The following is a 17005-nucleotide window of genomic DNA, read 5'->3' as shown; positions in this document are numbered from 1 at the left end:
AGGCTCAAGGGATGACCGCCGTGCCCGACATCATGCCCCTTCTTCCGGAGCTCGTTCTGGCCATCGGGGCGATGGTGCTCCTGATGATCGGCGTGTTCGCGGGCGACGAGCCCGTGGGCACGGTGACCGCCGGTGCGGTCATCCTCATCGTGATCGCCACCGCATTGCTCCTGATCGCCCCGGACTACGGCACGCGGTTCGACGGGGCCTTCGTGCTTGATCCGTTCGCGCGGTTCCTGAAGATCCTGGCGCTGATCGGCTCCGGCTTCGCCATCATCATGACCACGGCCTATGCGCGCGCCGCCAAGTTCGAGCGCTTCGAGTACCCGGTGCTGGTGGTGCTCGCGACGCTCGGCATGATGGTGATGATCTCGGCCGGCAGCATGCTGTCGCTCTATCTCGGCCTCGAGCTGCAGTCGCTGGCGCTCTACGTGGTCGCCTCGATCAACCGCGATTCCGTGCGCTCCACCGAGGCGGGCCTCAAATATTTCGTCCTTGGTGCGCTATCGTCCGGCATGATGCTCTACGGCATCTCGCTGCTGTACGGCTTCACGGGCTCGATCGAGTTCGCCACCATCGCCAGCGTGATGAACGCCGACGGTGCCTCGCTCGGCGCCATCTTCGGCATCGTGTTCGTGCTGACGGGTCTGGCCTTCAAGATCTCCGCAGTGCCGTTCCACATGTGGACGCCGGACGTCTACGAGGGCGCGCCGACACCGGTCACGGCCTTCTTCGCCGCCGCGCCCAAGGTCGCCGCCATGGCGCTCCTGATCCGCGTCGTCATCGAGGCGTTCGGTCCGGCGCTGTTCGAGTGGCAGCAAATCATCATCTTCATCTCCATCCTGTCGATGGTGCTCGGCTCCTTCGCCGCGATCGGCCAGCGCAACATCAAGCGGCTGATGGCGTACTCCTCCATCGGTCACATGGGCTATGCGCTCGTCGGTCTCGCCCCCGGCACCGCCCAGGGCGTGCAGGGCGTCATCCTCTACATGACCATCTACGTGGCCATGACGCTGGGCGTGTTTGCCTGCATCCTGACGATGCGCCGCAAGGACGGCATGGTCTACGAGATCGGCGAACTGGCCGGGCTGGCGCGCTCGCGCCCGGTGATGGCCTTCATCCTGGCGATGCTGATGTTCTCGCTGGCCGGAATTCCGCCGCTCGCGGGCTTCTTCGGCAAGTTCTACGTCTTCGTCGCCGCCATCGAAGCCGGTCTCTACGGGCTGGCCATCATCGGCGTGCTCGCGTCGGTGGTCGGTGCCTTCTACTATCTGCGCATCATCAAGCTGATGTATTTCGACGAGCCGGCCGAGGAGTTCGAGCCGATGCCCGGCGAACTGCGCGTGGTGCTCGGTCTCAGCGGTGTCTTCGTGCTGTTTTTCGTGTTTGTCGCGGCTCCGCTGGAGCACGCGGCGACGGCGGCGGCGCAGAGCCTCTTCTAGCGCATGGCCTTCCGTCTCGGTCCGCGGGCGAGCGCCGCGGGCCATCGCCTGCTGGACTTCGACACGATCGGCTCGACGAATGCCGCGGCTCTGGCGGAAGCCGACGCGGGCGCTGCCGGGCCTCTGTGGTGCGTGAGCGCCGACCAGACCGGCGGTCGGGGCAGGCGGGGGCGACCCTGGCAGGGGACGCCGGGCAATCTCGCCGCGTCCATTCTGGTGACCGTCGAGACGCCGGCGGCAGTGGCGGCGACCATCGGCTTCGTGGCCGGACTGGCCCTGGCCGACGCCCTCGATGCCGTGGCGGGCGAGAGGGCCATGACCGGTCTGGCGCTCAAATGGCCGAACGACGTCCTTCTCGACGGGGCGAAACTTGCCGGCATTCTCCTTGAGGCGCGGGCCCGGCCGGGCGAAACCGTGGTCGTTGCTGGGATGGGCGTGAATGTCCTCGCCGGAGCGGCGGACACGCCATATCCGGCAACGCATCTTGGCTCGGTGGCGCCGAACGTGACCGCCGAGGATTTGTTTTGCGCCCTGTCGGATGCGTGGGCGACCACCTTCGCTGCCTGGGAGGCCGGCGGTGGGTTCGAGGCGTTGCGTGAGCGCTGGCTGGCGCGGGCAGCGGGCGTCGGCTCGGACATCGCCGTGACGGTCGGCGGGCGGACGCTGTCCGGTGTCTTCGAGACCGTCGACTGGGACGGATACCTTGTCCTGCGCATGGCCGACGGTTCGCGTGAAGCGGTTGCGGCCGGCGAGGTTCATTTTGGCGCTGCTGCCACGGCGCGACCCGATTGAGGAGCGATGGCCGGTGCCGCTGCCGATGCGGTGGCGCCGCATCGGTCCTGGTGATGTTTGCCGCGGGCACCGGACGGTCGCCCGCGAACCGGATTGAGAAGTGAGATCCCAGTTGACCAAAACGAACAAGGACGAGCTCGTCTTCCTGCCGCTCGGCGGCGTCGGCGAGATCGGCATGAATCTCGGCCTGTACGGCTTCGGGTCGCGGCGCGACCGCACCTGGCTCATGGTCGACCTGGGCGTGACTTTCGGCGATGAGAAGACGCCCGGCGTCGATCTGGTCTATCCCGACATCTCCTTCATCGAGGAGCAGAAAGAGCGGCTTGCGGGCATCGTCATCACGCATGCCCACGAAGATCATTACGGCGCCATCCTGGATCTCTGGCCGCGCCTCGGGGCGCCGCTCTACGCGACCCCGTTCACGGCAGGTCTGCTGGAGGCCAAGGCCATCGAGAACCACGGCCAGGACTCCGTGCCGGTCGAGGTCGTCCAGCAGGGCAGCCGGATTCAGGTCGGTCCGTTCGACGTTGAATATGTGCCGATGAGCCATTCGATCCCGGAGCCGAACGCGCTGGTGATCCGCACGCCGCTCGGCACGGTGGTTCACTCGGGTGACTGGAAGATCGACCTGACGCCGGGGCTCGGAAAGCCCATCGACGTGGAGCGTCTGAAGGCGGTTGGCGAGGAGGGCGTGCGGGCGCTCGTCTGTGATTCCACCAACGCTATCCGCGAGGGTCGCTCGCCGTCGGAGGCCGATGTGGCGGAGCGGCTCACCGAGATCATCAAGGCCGCGCCGAACCGGGTGGCCGTGACCACGTTCGCCTCCAACGTCGCGCGGCTGAAGGCCGTGGCGCTGGCCGCGCAGGCCGCCGGACGCGACGTCGTGGTCATCGGACGGGCGATGAAGCGGACCATCGAGGTCGCCCGCGAGCTCGGCTACCTGGACGGTGTCCCGCCGTTCCAGGATGAGGATGCCTATGGCTACCTGCCGCGCGACAAGGTCGTCGCGCTCCTGACCGGCAGCCAGGGTGAGGCGCGCGCCGCGCTGTCGCGGATCGCCCGGGACGACCATCCCCGCGTGGCCTTGTCGGCCGGCGACCTGGTGGTCTTCTCCTCGCGCACCATTCCCGGCAACGAGTCGGAGGTGATCGAGGTGATCAATTCGCTCGCCGAGCGCGGCGTCGAAATCATGACCGACAGCGACGACCTGGTTCATGTCTCCGGTCACCCGCGCCGGGGCGAACTCGCCGACCTCTACTCCTGGGTGAAGCCTGAGGCGCTGATCCCGGTCCATGGCGAGCCCTACCATCTCGACCAGCACGCCCGCTTCGCGAGGAAGCAGGGCATCCGCGAGGTGGTGAAGGGCAAGAACGGCGACATCTTCCGCATTGCGCCGGGACCGCTTGAGGTCGTTGGCGAGGCGGAAACCGGGGTTCTCTACAAGGACGGATCGCTGATCGCCGCCCCCGAGGCGTCGGGCGTCCAGGAGCGGCGCAAGCTTTCCTTCGCAGGCTGTGTCGTGGCGAACGTGGTGATGGACGCGCGCGGCGAGATCCTCTCCGATCCCACGGTGACGCTGTTCGGCCTGCCGACGTCGGACAGGGAGGGCGAGTCGTTCATCGAACTCCTGGAAGATGCGGTGGACGAGGCGCTGGACGGCATTCCGCGCGGGCGCCGGCGCGATGCCGGCCTGGTGGCCAAGGCAGCGCGTCGCGCCATCCGCTCCCTGGCTCAGCAGAAATGGGGCAAGAAGCCGCTTTGCTCGGTGGAAGTCACGGTACTATGACTGGCTGAGGGGTGAGGAAATACGGTCAGGGCTCAGGAGGCGCGCGATGATCGGACGGCTGAACCACGTGGCGATTGCGGTGCCGGACATCGCGGCGGCGGCCGCCACCTACCGCGACACCCTCGGGGCCACGGTGTCGGAGGCGGTCGAGCAACCCGACCACGGCGTAACGACCGTCTTCATCGAGTTGCCCAACACCAAGATCGAACTCCTGGAGCCGCTTGGCGCCGACTCGCCCATCGCGAAGTTCCTGGAGAAGAGCCCTTCAGGCGGCATGCACCATGTCTGTTACGAGGTCGATGACATCCGGGCAGCGCGCGACCGGCTGGTGGCGGCAGGCGCCCGGGTGATCGGGGACGGCGAGCCGAAGATAGGCGCCCACGGCAAGCCGGTCCTGTTCCTGCATCCAAAGGATTTCTGCGGCACGCTCACCGAGCTCGAAGAGGCCTAAGCAATCCCAGGAAAAGTGGGAACCGGTTTTCCGTCCGGGATTGCGAAGAGAGAAAGAGCCATTTTCGCGGCGGATGCAGATCGCTTCTTGTCCGCTCTCGAAACTGGAGCAACGATTAGGTGCTGGCGCGAGCCGCGGCTGCGAGAAGCGAACCCATGTCCCTTACCAGCACAATCGCCGTCTATTTCATCGTCTGGTGGCTGATCTTCTTCTTCACCCTGCCGTGGGGTAACCGCTCCCAGGAAGAGGCGGGGGACGAGATGACGCCCGGCACCATGCCCAGCGCGCCCGCGCGGCCGCGGCTGATCCTCAAGGGGGCCATCGCCGCCGTCGTGGCCGTCGGAGTGATGGTCGCGATCAACGCGGTGGTGACCTCGGATCTCACGCTCGACGACCTGCCGCTGCCCAATCCGCTGGAACACACGGTCGAGGGCCAGGGCTGATAAACCGCCGGGGCCGCAGGCGCGGCCTCCCGGCGTCGCAAGGGGGGGGAGACCCGGATCATGTGCACGCGCATCTTCTACGAGACCGGAACCGGCACCTACATCACCGGACGCTCCATGGACTGGAGCGACGTGTCCATGGCGACGGACCTGTGGGCCTTTCCGCGCGGTCTCGAGCGCAACGGCGGCACCGGTGCCGAGACCGTTCGCTGGACGTCGATCTACGGCTCTGTGGTGCTGGCGATCTACGAGATGGCCACGTCCGATGGCCTGAACGAGGCCGGCCTTGCTGGCAACCTTCTCTATCTGGCCGAATCCGACTTCGGCGATGCGGCCGAGCGCGGCAAGCCGACCATCTCCGTCGGCGCCTGGCTTCAGTACATCCTCGACAGCTTCGCCACCGTGGCCGAGGCCGTTGCCGTGCTGCGCGAGGATCCGTTCACGGTGGTCTCGGCCGACGCGCCGAACGGAAAAGCCGCGACGGTGCATCTGGCGCTGTCCGACGCCAGCGGCGATTCCGCCATTCTGGAATTCGTCGGCGGGGCGCTGCAGATCCATCACGACCGCGCCTACCGGGTGATGACCAACTCGCCAGTCTATGACCAGCAGCTCGCCATCAACACCTACTGGGACCTGATCGGCGGCCAGCACTTCCTGCCCGGCACCATCGGCGCGGCGGACCGTTTCGCCCGGGCGAGCTACAATCTGAAATCCACGCCGAAATTCTCCGACAGGCGTGCGGCGCTCGCCGCGGTCTTCTCCCAGATGCGGGCGATCAGCACGCCGCTCGGCATCGAGGATCCGGAGAAGCCCAACATCGCCTCGACCCTGTGGCGCAGCGTCATCGACCATGACGCGAAGCGCTACTTGGTGGATTCCGTCATCAACCCGGCGGTGCTGTGGGTGGATCTCGACGCGGTCGACCTGTCGCCGGGCGCACCGGCCCTCAAGGTTCATCTGAACACGCCGCGCGACGAGGGCGGCAATCTCGCCGGCCAGCTCCAGCCGGCCGAGCCGTTCGAGTTCCTGGTTCCGTAAGCCCGCTCACCGGGTGCTGGACAGGACCTCCGCGGCGGTCGGCTCGATGCCGTCGTCGGCTTCTGCATCCTCTGAGACCCGCGCGGCCCCGTCGTGGGGCAGGGGAGCCTCGTCCCAGCCGCCTTCCTCGCGCTGCCGGTTCCACATCTGGGCGTAGATGCCGCCGTGGTCGAGGAGCTCCAGGTGGGTGCCGCGCTCCACGATGCGGCCGGCGTCCAGAACCAGGATCTCGTCGGCCTTGACGATGGTGGAGAGGCGGTGCGCGATGACCAGGGTCGTGCGGTTCTCCGACACCCGGTCGAGGGCCGCCTGGATCTCCTGCTCGGTGCGGCTGTCCAGCGCCGAAGTCGCCTCGTCGAGGATCAGGATGGGCGGTCCCTTGAGGATGGTGCGGGCGATCGCGACGCGCTGCTTCTCGCCGCCGGACAGCTTCAATCCGCGCTCGCCCACCTCCGTCGCGTAGCCCTTGGGCAGCGCCTCGATGAACCCGCCGATCTGCGCCATCTCGGCGGCCGTGCGGACCTCGTCCTCGCTGGCCCCGGGACGGCCATAGCGGACGTTGTAGGCGATGGTGTCGTTGAACAGCACCGTGTCCTGCGGAACGATGCCGATGGCGGCCCGCACCGATTCCTGGCTGACCTCGCGCAGGTCCTGGCCGTCGATGGTCACGCGGCCGCCGGTCACGTCGTAGAAGCGGTAGAGCAGCCGCGAGATGGTGGACTTGCCCGCACCCGACGGCCCGACCAGGGCCACCGTGTGGCCCGGCGGCACCTCGAACGAGACGTCCTTCAGGATCACCCGGTCCGGGTCGTAGTGGAAGAAGACGTTTTCGAAGCGGATTGCGCCGTCGGTCACCGCCAGCGCCGGTGCCTCGTCGCGGTCGCGGATTTCCGGCTCGACGTCGAGCACCCGGAACATGGATTCGATGTCGGCCAGTGCCTGCTTGATCTCGCGATAGACGAAGCCGATGAAGTTCAGCGGGATGGACAGCTGGATCAACAGCGCGTTGATCATGACGAAGTCGCCGATGGTCTGCGTGCCCGCCATCACCGCCCGCGCCGACATCACCATGCAGGTGGTCATGCCAACGGCGAAAATCACCGTCTGTCCGAGATTGAGCCAGGCCAGCGACGTCCAGATGCGGATTGCCGCGCCCTCGTAGCGCGCCATGGAGCGGTCGAAGCGCTCCGTCTCCATCGCCTCGTTGTTGAAATACTTGACCGTTTCGTAGTTCAGCAGCGAGTCGATGGCCTTGGAGTTCGCCTCGGTGTCCGACTCGTTCATCTCGCGGCGGATCTTGATCCGCCAGTCGGAGGCAACCAGCGTGAAGCCGATATAGGCCGCGACCGTGACGGCGATGACCAGCAGGTACCAGAGGTCGAACTGGTAGGCGACGACGGCGGCGACCAGCGCGAACTCGAGCACCGTCGGCAGCGAATTGAGCATCGTGAAGCGCACGATGGTCTCGATGCCCTTGGTGCCGCGCTCGATCACCCGCGACAGGCCGCCGGTGCGCCGCTGCAGGTGGAAGCGCAGCGACAGGTCGTGCAGATGCACGAAGGTGCGGCGCGCCATCCAGCGCACGGCATGCTGTCCGACCCGCGCGAACAGGGCGTCGCGGAGCTGATTGAAGGTCATCGCCAGCACCCGCGCCACCCCGTAGGCGATGACCAGGAACACCGGAACCACGAGAAAGTCGGGCACCCCGGCGCCGCCGTCAGCGCGCGGCGCCGTCAGGGAATCCGTGGCCCATTTGTAGGTGTAGGGGGTGAGCACCGTGATCAGCTTGCCGAGGATCAGCGCGGCGAGCGCAACGAGTGCCCGGCGCTTCAGGTCGGGCCGCTCGGCAGGCCACATGTAGGGCCACAGCGCCCGGATGGCGCGGAAGGTCTGGCCCCGGTCGGCGGAGACGCGATTGGACGGGTCGGTCTTGGTTGGCATGCGCTCGGCTTGCGGAACGGGCCGGCGCCCGGCGCGGCCAGGAGGCTGCGCGACCGTCGGTCGGGGCGGAGAGGGGCCTGGTGGCGCGCGCCGGCGTCGGGGGCCGGGGCACGCGCGGAGGAAGCCTGGTTCCCGGATAGATATACGGCGCATCCGGAACGGTTCAAGAAAGCGCCGATGAAGCGGGCCCGGATCGCATCCGGGCCCGGAGCCTGTCGGACCTACTCGGCCGCCTGTGGATAGGCAGGGCCGGCCACCGCGGCGGGCGGCGGCGCGGAGGGCGTTTCGGGCCGCCGGCGAATGCGGCGCCACAGCGCTCCGGCCTTGCGTCTCCACACCGTCGGCGCGGCCAGCGCCACCGGCACCACCACCAGCGTCAGCATCGTGGAGAAGCCCAGGCCGAAGATGATCGCGGTGGACAGCTGAACCCACCAGATGGAGGTGATGCCGCCTACCGCCACCGTCCGGTCGAAGAAGTTCAGGTTGACCTCGGTGGCCATGGGCACGAGGCCGGCGATGGTCGTGATCGTGGTCAGCATGATCGGCCGCATGCGCTGCGCCGACGTCTTCAGAACCGCCACCAGCGGATCCGACACGTCCTCGCGCATGCGGTTGTAGGTATCGATCAGCACGATGGCGTTGTTCACCACGATGCCGGCCAGCGCCACCACGCCCGTCCCCGTCATGATGATGGAGAATTTCTGCCCGGTGAGCGTCATCCCGATCAGCACGCCCAGCACCGACAGCACCACCGTGGAGAGGGTGATCGCCGTCTGGTAGAAGGAGTTGTACTGGGTCACCAGGATGATGAACATCAGGAACAGCGAGCCCATCATCGCCTTCATCAGGAAGGCGCCGGACTCCTGCTGGTCCTCGTCGGCGCCTCGGAAGCGGAACGAGATGCCGGACGGCCAGTCCTGGCCGTCGATCCACTCCTGAATCTCGGCGATCTTCTGGTTCGGATCGAAGCCCTGGGTCTCGATCACGTCCGCCTTCACCGACATGGAGTAGAGACCGTCGCGCCGGGTGATCGACGACACCCGCGGCGAGGGCGTGATGTCGACGAAGTTGGCGATGGGCACCATGCCGTTCTGGGTCTTCAGGCGCAGGCTCTCGAACTGGTTGAGCGTGCGCTGGTCGTCCGGGAAGCGGACCCGGATGTCGATCTCGTCGTCGGAATCGTCCGGCCGGTAGTTGCCGATCAGCACGCCCGTGGTGACGAGCTGCACCATGGAGCCCACCGAGGCGATGTTGGCGTTGTAGCGGCCCGCCTGCTCGCGATCGATGTCCAGCTGCCACTCGATGCCGGGCAGGGGGCGGTCGTCCTCCAGGTCGCGCAGGCCGGCCACGGTCTCGAAGTGGCTGCGGGCGCGCTCGATGGTTTCCTGCACGAGCTCGTAATTGCTGCCGGAGACCTGCAGCTGGATGTCCTTGCCGGTGGGCGGTCCGCCCTCGATCTTGCGGACTTCGGTTTTGATGCCCGGGATCGAGGCCGTGCGCTGGCGGATCTCCTCGAAGATCTCCGCCGCCGTCCGCCGGCAGCAGAAGTCGCCCAGCTCCATCTGCAGCTCGCCGATCACGTCGGCCGGCTTGTCGTTGACGCCATCGATCTTGAAGCCGCCGCCGGTCGAGCCGCCGCTCGGGTAGGCGCTGACCACGGCATTCTCCACGCCGTCGGTGGACAGCACCACGCGCTCCACCTGGGAAACGAGCGAGGACGCCTCGGAGGCAGACATGTTGCCGCGCGCGGAGACGAGCACGACCGCCACGTCCGGTTCCTCGTCGACGAAGAACTCCACTCCGGTTGCGTTGGCCGCGAAGGTGGTGATGACGGCGAAGCTGACGCCGATGACAGCGGCGAGCGTCACGACGTTACCGATCACCGTGCCGGCCAGCCAGTGCAGGGCGCGCACGTAGACGCCGGTCAAGCCGGGAATGCTGTCGGGATCGAGATCCTCGGAGGCCGACAGGCGCCGGGCAGCGGCCTGCTCCTCCGCCGAGGCCTGGCCGCGCCCGAACAGGCCGCCGGCCACCGGCAGGAAGATCATGGCGGTCACCAGCGCCGCGGTCAGCACGATGATGACCATGATCGGCAGGTAGCTCATGAACTCGCCGGCGACGCCGGGCCAGAGCAGCATCGGCAGGAAGGCGGCAAGCGTCGTCGCGGTGGACGAGGTGATCGGCCAGAACATCAGCCGCGCGGCGCGGATGTAGGCCTCCTTGCGCGGCATACCCTCGACGATCTTCCGGTCGGCGTACTCGACGATGACGATGGCGCCGTCGACCAGCATGCCGACGGTCAGCACAAGGCCGAACATGACCATCATGTTCACCGTCATCCCGAGCGCCGTCAGGATGAGGAAGCCCAGCAGGAAGGTGGTGGGGATGGCGAGCCCGACGAGCAGCGCCGAGCGCAGGCCGAGCGCCGCGACGACCACGATCATCACCAGGCAGATGGCGGTGATGATGGAGGACTGCAGCGACCCCAGAACCTCGTAGATGAAGCTGGACTGGTCGAGCAGGTAGTCGATGCGGATGGTGGACGGCCACTCGGCCGTCTGCCGTTCCACGACGTCGCGGACCGCCTGGTTGTTCTCGATGATGTTGGTGCCGAGCCGCTTCACCACCTCGATGGCGATGGCCGGCTTGCCGTTGACCCTTGTGAAGCTCGACGGATCCTTGAACGTGCGGCGCACGTCGGCGATGTCGTCAAGGGTGACGACACCCTCCGCGTTCTGCTTGATCGGCAGCGAGAACACGTCGTCCCGGTTCTCCACCAGGCCGGGCACCTTCACCTGGAAGCGGCCCTGGCCGGTGTCGATGAAACCGGCCGGCACGAGCTGGTTGTTGCGGGTCAGCGCATTCAGGAGCTCGTCCTGGGTGACGCCGTAGGATTCCAGCGCCGTCCGGTCGATGATGACCTCGAGCAGTTCCTCGCGGTGACCGGACAGGTTGGCCTCGCGGACGCTGGCGATGGCCTCGATCTCGTCCTTCAGCTGGCGCGCGCGCCGGTAGAGGGTGCGCTCCGGAACGTCGCCGGAAAGCGCCACGGTGATGGTCGGAACCAGCGAGAAGTTGGTTTCGTGGATGACCGGCTCTTCGGCCTCCGTCGGCAGGTCGGCCTTGGCCTGGTCGACCTTGTCGCGGACGTCGGCAAGGGCGGAATCCTTGTCGAAGTCGGCCTCGAACTCCAGCACGATGCCGGCGTGCCCCTCCGACGCGATGGCCGTCAGCTCCTTCAGGCCTTCCAGGCTTCGCAGGTCGGTCTCCATCGGCCGCACGAGCAGGCGCTCGGCATCCTCCGGCGACACGCCCTGCTGGGCGATGGAGACGTAGAAGATGGGGACATCGATGTCGGGGTTTGCCTCCTTGGGGATGGCGAGATAGGCGAAGATGCCCGCCGCCACGCTCACGATCATGATCGTGACGACGGTCCGGGTTCTCCGGATGATGCCTTCGACTGCGTCGATCACGAGCGGGCCTCGGGCTGATCTTCCACCGGGGTGACGGTCTCGCCGTCGACCACGTAGTCCTGCCCCACGACGATCACGGTGATGGTCTCCGGCAGGCCCTTGACCCAGACGCCCTCCGGACCCTGGTCGACGATGGTGACCGGCTCGAACGCGACGGTGCCCTTGTCGGAGACCGTCTGGACGCCGACCGTACCGCTGTCGGCCAAGGTCAGGACGGCGGGGGACAGTCGGTGCAGGCGCACCGGTTCCAGCGGGATGGAGGCGAGCGCCGTCACGCCGTCGTGCAGCTTGCCGTCCGGGTTCGGGACCTGGATTTCCACGGTGAAGGTGCGGGTGGCTGGATCGGCGGCGCGGGAGATGAAGGTGATCTCGCCGTCCACCTCCTCGCCGGTGACCAGCGAAACGTGCGCCTTCATCCCGTTCGAGACCTTGCCGATGTCGCGTTCGGAGATCTGGCCGGTCACGGTGATCGGGTCGACATCGATGATGGTGGCGCACACGTCACCGACCGCGAGCATGGCGCCCTGGTCGGTCATGGGATCCTCGACCGTCCCGGAGACCGGAGCCTTCACCGTGGTTCGGTCCAGCTCCAGCTGCGCCTCTGCCACCGTGGCGGTGGCGGCGTCCAGGGAGGCCTTGGTGGCCGCGACGCGGGTGGCCGATTCGAACTGGCGCTCGCGCAGCTTGGTTGCCGCCTCGAACTCCAGCTTCGCCTTGGCGGCTTCCGCCTCGGCCTTGAGAAGCTGTGCCTCGCGGGCGCCGCGGTCGAGCTGGCAGAGCACGTCGCCGGCCTTCACCTCGTTGCCCGCTTCCACCGGTCGCTCGGCAACGCGGCCGGAGGTCTCGGCGCGCACGGGCACCCGGGCGTCGGCCTCGGTGCGGCCCCGCATCTTCAGGTCGGTCTGGCGCGACTCCGCGCTCACCGTTTTCACCTGAACCCGGAACGGTTCGGCTTCCGTGGCCGCGGTGCGCTGGGCGGGCGGCGGAACGGCATCGGGCGAATTGGCCTGGCCGCCGACGACCACGTCGCCGGTGCTCATCCAGCCGGCGATGGACGCGGTGATGACCACGGCGGCCACCCAGGAGCCCTTGATTTTGAAACCCATGATGGAATCCCTGTCGGTGGCCGTCAGCCTGCGGCGCGCTCGCCCGGCTGGGCGTCGGCGTCCACGGCGAGGCATTCAAGCTGGTCGCGGTAGGCGGTGAGGAAGTCGTGGGAGGCGGTCATGCAGTTCATGCCGTAGCGGGCGATCCATTCGGTGCCGCCCGAGCGGGAGGAGGCGATGGATCCGAGCAGCTCCATCTCGCGCTGCAGATCGGCAAGGCGCGCATCGATCGCCTTTACCAGATGCTCGCGCGGCAGGAGTTCGGCATTCATGGCCACGAGCAGGAAGGGCGAGCGGAAGATGTCCGGGTCGGTCTGCCCGGTGAGCTCGCCGATCAGCGCCTCGCGGCCTGCGTCGGTAATCGAGTAGATCTTCCGGGCCGGCTTGCCGGGCTGGGTTTCCTCGCGAACGGTGACGAGTCCGTCCGCTTCCAGCCGCGCCAGGGCCGGGTAGATGGAGCCGAAGCTCGCATCGACGAAGTAGCTGTACTCGCCCTCGACCGACATCTTCTTGATCTCGTAGCCGGTGGCGTCACCGTGCTGAAGAATGGCGAGGCAGAGCGTGCGAACGTTCATGAGGATCCCGGACTGACCAATCGGAGCAGCCTATGCTGGTGCAGCATATTTATGGCCGATATATGTCAGCCCTCCATATGTCGCCTGGATATAGGGTTTCAAGTCCTTATTTGTGCGGTGCGGCAACTTTTTGCGACGCATCATCGCGGCGCGCGCGGATCGCCGGTCACGGCAGGCGGAGGCGCCTGCGACGCCATGGACGGGCCGGCGCTCTGGTTGGTTCGTCCGAAGCGCTCTACATTAGCGTTCGATAATGGACAGGGAGGTCGCGATGGACCGCTCGAACGAAACGCTGGTGCGGTTTCTGGTGCGCCATTGGCTGGTGGGCGCGGGCGTGACCGTCGTGAGCGTGGGCGCGCTGTTCGCCACCGATCTCGGCGGCCTGCGCGGTCTTGTGATGAGCGCGCAGGATCCGGTGCTGCCGGTGGCGATGCTGCTGTTCGGCTTTCTCGTCACCTTCACGAGCGCCTCGATGGGCGCGGCGGTGATGAGCCTCGGCAGCGACCGGAAGCCCAAGGGGCCTCGCGGTCGGCTCTTGGCGGTTCAGCCGGCGCTGGTGCCGGTTCGGGCGAAAGGCGCGGTCAGGCCGCGTCTTTGAACTGCGACCGCGTCGCCTCGATATCCTCCAGCGTGGGGATGCTGTGCTCGTTGCCGAGATGCTGGATGGCGTGGGCGGATGCCGCGCGCGCGAAGTCGAAATGGTCGCTCCAGCCCAGCTCCGGCCGGGCCATCGCGGAGTACATGTAGGCGCCGTGGAACACGTCGCCGGCACCATTGGTGTCGATGACCTTGTCGCCCGGCACCGCCAGCGCCGGCATCCACTGCGGAACGCCGTCGCCCTCGAACCAGACCAGGCCGCGCTCGCCCAGCGTCACGCCGCCCACCCTGCATCCCTTGGCCCGCAGATAGTCCAGCATGCCGTGCTGTGACAGCCGCATCTGCTCGCACATCCGCTCCGAGACCACCGCGACGTCGATATACTCCAGCAGCTCCTCGGTATTGTCGCGCACCGCGCCGCCGTCGAGGGAGGTAAGGATGCCGCGCTCCCGGCAGAGCTTCGCGTAGTGGAGTGCTGCGTCGGCCATGTGGCCGTCGAGGTGCAGGCCCTTGCAGCCGTCCAGGTTCAGGTTGGGGTAGGGGTGCAGGTAGGCGTCGTCGCGGCAGCGCACGATGGCCCGCTTGCCGTTGTTCGGCATGATGAAGGACAGCGAGGATTCCTCCACCGCCCGGCCATGGATGGAGATGGAATAGCGGTAGGCCATTTCGCGGAACATGCGCGACAGCCAGTCGTCGGCCATCTGGCAGACGATGTCCGGCTTTACCCCCAGCTTGGCGCAGGCGAAGGCGGCGGTGACGGCGTTGCCGCCGAAGGACACCGCATAGTCGTCGGCGATCGTCTTCTCGTCACCGGTCGGGATGCGGTCGGTGAGGAAGGTGATGTCGATATAGACCTGCCCGATGAACAGAGCGTCCATCCGCCATTCTCCATGGGTTCGGATTTCGGGAGCCGGGTCCGGTCGCGCCGGCCGGTTCGTGCGTCGACAATCCGGAAAAGTGTGATCCGCGTCACCGTCAGCGCTGGATTGTTGCACGAAAGAATTGGATTTACCGTATCGTTCGAAAGTCGTATCTCGTCAATGTAGCGAGGGGAGTCATAGGAGCAGATATGCGCATTCTCGTTGTTCCGATTGTTGTCGGGCTCATGGTTGGTGCGTGCACCGAAACGCAGACGCAGCGCGGCGCGACCGGCGCACTCATCGGTGGCGGCCTTGGCGCTGCGACCGGTGCGATCATCGGTGGCGGCGACGTCGGTTCGGCGGTTGCCGGTGGCCTGATCGGTGCGGCGGCTGGCGGTGCTGCCGGCGTGGCCACGGCCCCGCGCGAGGACTGCTACGTCCGCAACCAGTACGGCGAGCTCGTCCGCGTCGCCTGCTGATCCGGACAGCTGGTACAGACTTCGAAAAGGGCGCCTCCGGGCGCCCTTTTTGCTGTCCGGCGGGTGGCGGGCGGCGCTGTCGTGCGGCGGTCGCCCGAAACGGCTACTCTGGCGAACCATCGATCGCACGAGGGAGGATCCGCCCCATGACCCGCACCATCCTGTCGGCGGCCTGTGCCGCAGCCTTCGCCCTGGCGCTCGCCGCGCCGGCCTCGGCCCAGAGCTTTTCCTGCTCCGCCGCCACCAAGCCCGACGAGAAGGCGGTCTGCGATAGCCGGGCGCTCGCCAATCTCGACGTGAAGAACGCCACCCTCTACCAGGTCGCCACCAGCCTCGTGGCGATGGGCGAGCGCGGCAACCTGCAGGACCAGGAGACGGCCTTCCTGAAGAAGCGCGCCGCCTGCGGCGCAAGCGTCTCCTGCATCCAGGCGGCCTACGAGGCCAACATCGCCGCCATCCAGTCGGTGCTCGACGGCATCTACAAGAACGGCCCGTACTGACCCGTCCACAGAACCGATCGAAAACGGGTTGAACCCGGTCGCGTTCCGGCGCCTCCTGACTGCCCTGCGCGGGGCGAGGGCGTCCGGCGGCATCGCGATCGGGAGACGGTGACATGGCAAAGGACAAGGCGGGTGCGATCCGCGTCGGGATCGGCGGCTGGACCTATGAGCCCTGGCGCGGGACCTTCTATCCGGAGAAGCTCGCCCACAAGCGCGAGCTGGAGCATGCCAGCCGCCAGCTCACCTCCATCGAGATCAACGGCACCTTCTATCGCGGCCAGAAGCCGGCCACCTTCGCCAAGTGGCGCGACGAGACGCCGGAGGGCTTCGTCTTCTCCCTGAAGGCGCCGCGCTTCGCCACCAACCGGCGGGTGCTGGCGGAGGCGGGCGAGTCCATCACCCGCTTCTTCGACAGCGGCGTCACCGAGCTCGGCAGCCGGCTCGGGCCGATCAACTGGCAGTTCGCGCCCACCAAGGCCTTCGACCCGGACGATTTCGCCGCCTTCCTCGACCTGTTGCCGAAGGACGTCGACGGCCACGCCATCCGCCACGTGGTGGAGGTGCGCCACGCGAGCTTCCAGGTGCCGGAGTTCGTCGCGCTCGCCCGCTCGCACGGGGTGGCCGTCGTCGTCGCCGCCGATTCCGACTATCCGCTGATCGCCGACCCGACGGCGTCCTTCGTCTACGTGCGGGCGATGGGCACCGTCGAGGGCGAGACGGCCGGATATCCGCCGAAGGCGCTCGACGCCTGGGCGGAGCGGGCGAAGACCTGGGCCGCCGGCGGTGCGCCGGACGGGTTCGAGCCCATCGCCGGCGAGCCGGAGACAACCCCGCGCGACGTCTTTCTCTACTTCATCTCCGGCCACAAGGTCGCCAACCCGGCGGCGGCCATGGCGGTCATCGACCGGCTGGGGTGAGGGGGCTCAGACGATGAGATCGTCGGCGTAGAGGTTTGCTGCCCAGCCGGGAAGGCGCGGCAGCACGAAGACCACGCGCCCGCCTGCGAACCCGAGGATGCGCTCCGGCTGGCGGTTCAGGACTGAATTGTCGAAGACATGGCCGACGTCGCTCATCAGGACGGCCTGTCGGATAAGCGGGCCGTTGCGGTCGAAGCGGGCGCGGATCTTGTCTTCCGGCACCGAGTGCCCGCCGTGTTCAGAGCGGTCGCCGACGCGCGCCACAGCGAGATCCGGACTGTCGAGACCGACATGGAAGGTGAGGATGCGGTAGCCATTAGCCCGCGCTCGTTCGATCAACGCCAGCTTGGAGGGATGGGAGAACACCGTCTCGGTCGTGAAACTCGCACGGTTCTTGAAGTAGGCGTTCCTGCGATCATCTGCGATCCGGGCCGCCTCGTAGGAGGCCTCGGGTCTCGGATCCGCGAGTTCGTCGCGCTGGATAAGGTCGGCATTGACGAACGGCACCTTCAGTTTCGGCGCAATGCGGGTCTGGTAGAGGGTCGTCTTGCCCGCCCCGTTCGGCCCGGCGAGGACCACGATCGTCGGGCGACCCGCCGCCACCG

16 protein-coding genes are annotated in these 17005 nt (G+C 67.3%); 10 read left to right on the top strand and 6 right to left on the bottom strand.

Translation table 11 applies throughout. From position 1 onward, the window contains the following. The first annotated feature begins 11 nt into the window (after positions 1-11). From nuoN to C507_RS0103160, 6 genes are all read left to right on the top strand, one after another. Positions 12-1442, top strand: coding sequence for an NADH-quinone oxidoreductase subunit NuoN (gene nuoN / locus C507_RS0103185; protein ID WP_018698213.1), 1431 nt, complete (start codon positions 12-14; stop codon positions 1440-1442). A 3-nt stretch (positions 1443-1445) separates the two neighbouring features. After that, a complete protein-coding gene (locus C507_RS0103180) occupies positions 1446-2234 on the top strand; it encodes a biotin--[acetyl-CoA-carboxylase] ligase (RefSeq protein WP_018698212.1) in 789 nt (262 codons plus the stop codon). Between the two features lie 112 nt (positions 2235-2346). Continuing rightward, positions 2347-4020: a ribonuclease J gene (locus C507_RS0103175; RefSeq protein ID WP_018698211.1), complete on the top strand. Its 1674-nt coding sequence runs from the start codon at positions 2347-2349 to the stop codon at positions 4018-4020. A gap of 46 nt (positions 4021-4066) precedes the next feature. After that, the gene (gene mce, locus C507_RS0103170; protein ID WP_018698210.1) at positions 4067-4471 is read left to right on the top strand and encodes a methylmalonyl-CoA epimerase; all 405 of its coding nucleotides are present in this window, start codon (positions 4067-4069) and stop codon (positions 4469-4471) included. Between the two features lie 155 nt (positions 4472-4626). Next, positions 4627-4914: a DUF1467 family protein gene (locus C507_RS0103165; RefSeq protein WP_018698209.1), complete on the top strand. Its 288-nt coding sequence runs from the start codon at positions 4627-4629 to the stop codon at positions 4912-4914. Positions 4915-4974: 60 nt separating this feature from the next. Then, positions 4975-5952 (top strand): linear amide C-N hydrolase, encoded by a 978-nt coding sequence (locus tag C507_RS0103160; protein ID WP_018698208.1) that lies wholly within the window; start codon positions 4975-4977, stop codon positions 5950-5952. Positions 5953-5958: 6 nt separating this feature from the next. Here the strand turns inward: C507_RS0103160 and C507_RS0103155 are convergent, their stop codons facing one another. The 4 genes from C507_RS0103155 to C507_RS0103140 form a co-directional block, all read right to left on the bottom strand. Beyond that, a complete protein-coding gene (locus tag C507_RS0103155; RefSeq protein WP_018698207.1) occupies positions 5959-7893 on the bottom strand; it encodes an ABCB family ABC transporter ATP-binding protein/permease in 1935 nt (644 codons plus the stop codon). Between the two features lie 221 nt (positions 7894-8114). Beyond that, positions 8115-11366 carry an efflux RND transporter permease subunit gene (locus C507_RS0103150; RefSeq protein ID WP_018698206.1) on the bottom strand — a complete coding sequence of 1084 codons (3252 nt, stop codon included), beginning with the start codon at positions 11364-11366 and terminating at the stop codon, positions 8115-8117. Further along, positions 11363-12472, bottom strand: coding sequence for an efflux RND transporter periplasmic adaptor subunit (locus tag C507_RS0103145; RefSeq protein ID WP_018698205.1), 1110 nt, complete (start codon positions 12470-12472; stop codon positions 11363-11365). Before C507_RS0103145 ends, C507_RS0103150 begins: the two co-directional genes overlap by 4 nt. 23 nt (positions 12473-12495) lie before the next feature. Further along, the gene (locus tag C507_RS0103140; protein ID WP_018698204.1) at positions 12496-13047 is read right to left on the bottom strand and encodes a PadR family transcriptional regulator; all 552 of its coding nucleotides are present in this window, start codon (positions 13045-13047) and stop codon (positions 12496-12498) included. A 271-nt stretch (positions 13048-13318) separates the two neighbouring features. Here C507_RS0103140 and C507_RS0103135 point away from each other — a divergent pair, with 271 nt between their 5' ends. Further along, on the top strand, positions 13319-13645 hold the full coding sequence (locus C507_RS0103135) for a hypothetical protein (protein WP_018698203.1): 327 nt from the start codon (positions 13319-13321) through the stop codon (positions 13643-13645). Here the strand turns inward: C507_RS0103135 and C507_RS0103130 are convergent. Continuing rightward, complete coding sequence (locus C507_RS0103130) at positions 13629-14522, bottom strand: sugar kinase (RefSeq protein WP_018698202.1); 894 nt, start codon at positions 14520-14522, stop codon at positions 13629-13631. The two genes, C507_RS0103135 and C507_RS0103130, sit on opposite strands and share 17 nt — an antisense overlap. Positions 14523-14713: 191 nt before the next feature. Here C507_RS0103130 and C507_RS0103125 point away from each other — a divergent pair, with 191 nt between their 5' ends. From C507_RS0103125 to C507_RS0103115, 3 genes are all read left to right on the top strand, one after another. Then, positions 14714-14983 (top strand): hypothetical protein, encoded by a 270-nt coding sequence (locus tag C507_RS0103125; protein ID WP_018698201.1) that lies wholly within the window; start codon positions 14714-14716, stop codon positions 14981-14983. A 146-nt stretch (positions 14984-15129) separates the two neighbouring features. Continuing rightward, positions 15130-15483 carry a lysozyme inhibitor LprI family protein gene (locus C507_RS0103120; protein WP_018698200.1) on the top strand — a complete coding sequence of 118 codons (354 nt, stop codon included), beginning with the start codon at positions 15130-15132 and terminating at the stop codon, positions 15481-15483. A 113-nt stretch (positions 15484-15596) separates the two neighbouring features. Then, a complete protein-coding gene (locus C507_RS0103115) occupies positions 15597-16400 on the top strand; it encodes a DUF72 domain-containing protein (RefSeq protein WP_018698199.1) in 804 nt (267 codons plus the stop codon). Positions 16401-16406: 6 nt separating this feature from the next. Here the strand turns inward: C507_RS0103115 and C507_RS0103110 are convergent, their stop codons facing one another. Beyond that, positions 16407-17003: an ATPase gene (locus C507_RS0103110; protein WP_018698198.1), complete on the bottom strand. Its 597-nt coding sequence runs from the start codon at positions 17001-17003 to the stop codon at positions 16407-16409. Positions 17004-17005: the final 2 nt, after the last annotated feature.

Origin of the sequence: Amorphus coralli DSM 19760 (genome assembly GCF_000374525.1) — a bacterium.
Taxonomy (GTDB): Bacteria; Pseudomonadota; Alphaproteobacteria; order Rhizobiales; family Amorphaceae; genus Amorphus; species Amorphus coralli.
The sequence above is the reverse complement of the archived record's forward strand: the minus strand, read 5'-3'. Positions and strand labels throughout refer to the sequence as shown.

Bases quoted from the DNA above. Each gene is read 5' to 3' on its own strand.
- C507_RS0103140 (WP_018698204.1), bottom strand. From the start codon at position 13,047: ATGAACGTTCGCACGCTCTGCCTCGCCATTCTTCAGCACGGTGACGCC.
- C507_RS0103130 (WP_018698202.1), bottom strand. From the start codon at position 14,522: ATGGACGCTCTGTTCATCGGGCAGGTCTATATCGACATCACCTTCCTC.
- C507_RS0103145 (WP_018698205.1), bottom strand. From the start codon at position 12,472: ATGGGTTTCAAAATCAAGGGCTCCTGGGTGGCCGCCGTGGTCATCACC.
- C507_RS0103165 (WP_018698209.1), top strand. From the start codon at position 4,627: ATGTCCCTTACCAGCACAATCGCCGTCTATTTCATCGTCTGGTGGCTG.
- C507_RS0103125 (WP_018698201.1), top strand. From the start codon at position 14,714: ATGCGCATTCTCGTTGTTCCGATTGTTGTCGGGCTCATGGTTGGTGCG.
- C507_RS0103135 (WP_018698203.1), top strand. From the start codon at position 13,319: ATGGACCGCTCGAACGAAACGCTGGTGCGGTTTCTGGTGCGCCATTGG.
- C507_RS0103120 (WP_018698200.1), top strand. From the start codon at position 15,130: ATGACCCGCACCATCCTGTCGGCGGCCTGTGCCGCAGCCTTCGCCCTG.
- C507_RS0103115 (WP_018698199.1), top strand. From the start codon at position 15,597: ATGGCAAAGGACAAGGCGGGTGCGATCCGCGTCGGGATCGGCGGCTGG.
- C507_RS0103180 (WP_018698212.1), top strand. From the start codon at position 1,446: ATGGCCTTCCGTCTCGGTCCGCGGGCGAGCGCCGCGGGCCATCGCCTG.
- C507_RS0103155 (WP_018698207.1), bottom strand. From the start codon at position 7,893: ATGCCAACCAAGACCGACCCGTCCAATCGCGTCTCCGCCGACCGGGGC.
- mce (WP_018698210.1), top strand. From the start codon at position 4,067: ATGATCGGACGGCTGAACCACGTGGCGATTGCGGTGCCGGACATCGCG.
- C507_RS0103160 (WP_018698208.1), top strand. From the start codon at position 4,975: ATGTGCACGCGCATCTTCTACGAGACCGGAACCGGCACCTACATCACC.
- nuoN (WP_018698213.1), top strand. From the start codon at position 12: ATGACCGCCGTGCCCGACATCATGCCCCTTCTTCCGGAGCTCGTTCTG.